The organism is Ideonella sp. P3_A4, assembly GCF_056403075.1.
In genome coordinates, this window is the sequence record NZ_JBFUGE010000680.1 from 1 (window position 1) to 3,021 (window position 3,021).

The following is a 3,021-nucleotide window of genomic DNA, read 5'->3' on the forward strand; positions in this document are numbered from 1 at the left end:
GACGCGAGGGAACCCATCGGCGGAAACCAGCTTGTCCTTTAGAACGCACGGGGCCGTGTCGCACCCTTGGGTCTGCTGCGCCAGGGCCGCCAGCGGCACAGCCACCATGGCGGCTGTCACGGCTGCAACGCGGAGCAAGGTTTGATGTGGCTTGTGGGTCGATTTCATGGTGTGGATCCTCCTGAAGTTTCCGCAAATATACACACCTAACGAGTTAGTGAGTGTTTCAACGACTCCCTACCCTATTCCATCAGGCCTGGCCCTTGACGAGGGCTGGAAGCTCAAATGGCTGCGCGTGGACGGACTGGACACGCAGGCTCGCTGAGCACGGGCGCCCAATCAGCCGGCTGGCGGCTTGGCGGCGTTGATCGCCAATTGCGCGGCGAAGGCACGCTTGTAGGCGGGCCGCGCCTCGCCGCGGGCAACATACGCCGCCAGGTTCGCGAATTCGTCCAGGATGCCGGATGCCCTCAGCCTGAGCAGCACCGACACCATCATCAGGTCGCCCACGCTGAACGCACCATCGAGCCAATCGGCATTGCCCAGCCGGGCAGAAAGTGGGCCCAGCCGATTGCGGATGCGCTCTTCGACCAGAGGCAGGCGCTCCTTGCTCCAGGGCTTGTCGCCCTCTTGAATCTTGGCGATCGCGAGGTCAAGGATCGGCGGCTCCACGGTGTTGAGCGCGGCAAACAGCCAGGTGATCGCCCGCGCCCGGGCATTGGCATCTTCCGGCAACAGGCCCGCATGGTGCTGGGCGAGATGGAAGACGATCGCGCCCGTCTCGAACAGGGCGAGATCGCCTTCCTCATAGGTAGGAATCTGGCCGAAAGGATGAAGGCGCAGGTACGCGGGCTCCTTCATCGCACGGAACGACACCAGGCGAACCTCGTAGGGCTGGCCCACTTCTTCAAGCGCCCAGCGAACGCGCGTATCGCGCGCCAGCCCTTTGCCGCCATCGGGCGACCGTTCAAAGGCGGTGATGGTGATGGTCATCGTGAGACTCCTCTTCGTTGCGTGCGTTGCGAAGGCTGATTCACCGCGATGGCACGGAGCCTCCTGCGGGCTTTTGCACATACGCCATCGCGTTAGGGTAGTCCAACACGACTCGAAGGTATTTCAATCCAGCCCCCCCGATCGCGCCGTTGATCTGCTTGTCCATCATGTCCGACATCCATTCGCGAAATGCGGAGTCAGGACGCTGAGTGAACCAGACAGGACCAAAGGTGACGCCGGCCAAGGACACCTCAGGCACCTCGATCATCGGAAAGACGTGACCGCTCAATGTGTCCCCTGCCTCGACGACTCGCCAACTTGGGTGAGCCTTCCGCCATTCCTCGAAGATCGACTTGACGATAAAGCTGGTGCCAATGCGCGTTCCCGGCTTCAACTGAAACGCTGCGGCGGAGCCCTCCGTGAGAGTGGCTGTGGCGCCTGTGTCGAACAGGACATCGATCGGCTTGCCATCGACGACCATCACCACGCGCGGAAAGTTGAGGTCTCGCTTTCCGTTTTCGTCCGAGCGAAATCCGAGCGCAAAGGGGTGGTCCTCTGCAGCGGGCGTGAACTTCTGCAACGACGAGAACGATTGCCTGGGATAGTCGATCTTCCAGACACGATCGGCGAACCATTGAGAGCCGAGAAACCCGTCGTCACCCTGCATCTCCCGGTCGGGACCGACCGCAAGGCGGCCCTTGAGCGGCGTATCGACGGAAGGCGCTGGTATCCCCGCGCCAGCAAGCCAGGCCGGAAAGTCCACCACGTCGAACTTCCCCCCGTCGTCCTCAATATGGTCGGTGGGCCGCAGCCGAAGCCGCTCGGAAGCCGCCCTTCCGATGRCATTCCAGCCACCACCGGAATCCGTATAGAACCTAACACTCGACTGATCTGGTGCGGTGACTGTCAGGTGGATGCGATCGTGGTCAAACTGCGCTRGGAGCTCTTGTGCAGCGACCGAGGCGGCAAGGCAAGCAAGGACGACAGGTGCGATTCTCTTGTGCATGTTCAGTGACCCTGGGAATGTTTTTGAGATCCGACGTTCCTGCGGCTCGCGCGCAGATCGACCACTCAAACTTCGAGGGCAGTCTCCAGCCGAAAGCGCGGAAACGTCACCGAACCACGACCATAACGCCTGGCCGGATGCCAGCGATTTTGAGAGTGACAGAACGGCCATCACGAGTAGCGAGATGCCGCCATGAGCGGACAGGCGGAGGCCGGACAAGGCGGTCTGTCTCCCACAGAAGCCGCATCACTACGAAGACCCGTAGGATTGCGAACTCGTGCGATGTTTGCTCGCGCGTGCAACATCACCGGCCAGCCTCGGCGGCCCCAGGATGTCGGCACTCTTCGCAGCAAGGCAGCTTCAACCCAGGAACCTCACCATGCTCAAGGTCTACGGTTTTTCCAAGGTCAACGCTGTCGCGCGCGGCCACACCCGCGACCTGCGCGTGCTGTGGGCGCTCGAAGAGATGCAACTGCCGTACGAGGTGGCCGGCATGGACCACCCCGCACACGACCTGAACACCGAAGCCTATCGCCGGCTCAGCCCTTTCGAACAGATCCCGTCGATCGACGACGACGGGATGGTGCTTTCTGAATCCGCCGCCATCCTCGTCTACCTGGCGAAGAAGTCAGGCCGCCTGATTCCTGGTGACCAAGCCGGTGAGGCGCAGGTGCTGCGCTGGTGCTTTGCCGCGATGAACACGGTCGAGATGCCGCTGCTCGCCCTGATGGTGCACGACTGGACGGCGGATGGCGGCTGCGGCAAGCCCCGCGAGTTCCTGGTCGGTTGGGTGAATCGGGTGCTGACGAACCTGGAGCGCTGGTTCGCTGACCGCGAATTCGTCGCGACAACGGGTTTCACCGTTGCCGACATCCTGATGGCGCACGTGCTCTCCTCGGGCATCAAGGACGAGGGGTTGATCGCGCCGTATCCGGGCATCACGTCGTATCGGGACCGGTGCCTGGCTCGGCCCGCGTGGAAGCGAACTGTCGAGGCGTACTGCACGCGAGTCGAGGCGGGAT

3 protein-coding genes are annotated in these 3,021 nt (G+C 62.4%); 1 reads left to right on the plus strand and 2 read right to left on the minus strand.

Translation table 11 applies throughout. The features are described 5' to 3' along the window. Positions 1–339: 339 nt before the first annotated feature. Positions 340–993: a glutathione S-transferase family protein gene (locus AC1DYI_RS31040; protein WP_477207966.1), complete on the minus strand. Its 654-nt coding sequence runs from the start codon at positions 991–993 to the stop codon at positions 340–342. Between the two features lie 40 nt (positions 994–1,033). Next, positions 1,034–2,218 (minus strand): hypothetical protein, encoded by a 1,185-nt coding sequence (locus tag AC1DYI_RS31045; protein WP_477207967.1) that lies wholly within the window; start codon positions 2,216–2,218, stop codon positions 1,034–1,036. 67 nt (positions 2,219–2,285) lie between these two features. Here AC1DYI_RS31045 and AC1DYI_RS31050 point away from each other — a divergent pair. Continuing rightward, positions 2,286–3,021, plus strand: a 736-nt coding sequence (locus tag AC1DYI_RS31050) for a glutathione S-transferase family protein (protein ID WP_477207968.1), incomplete at its 3' end; no start/stop codon positions are given.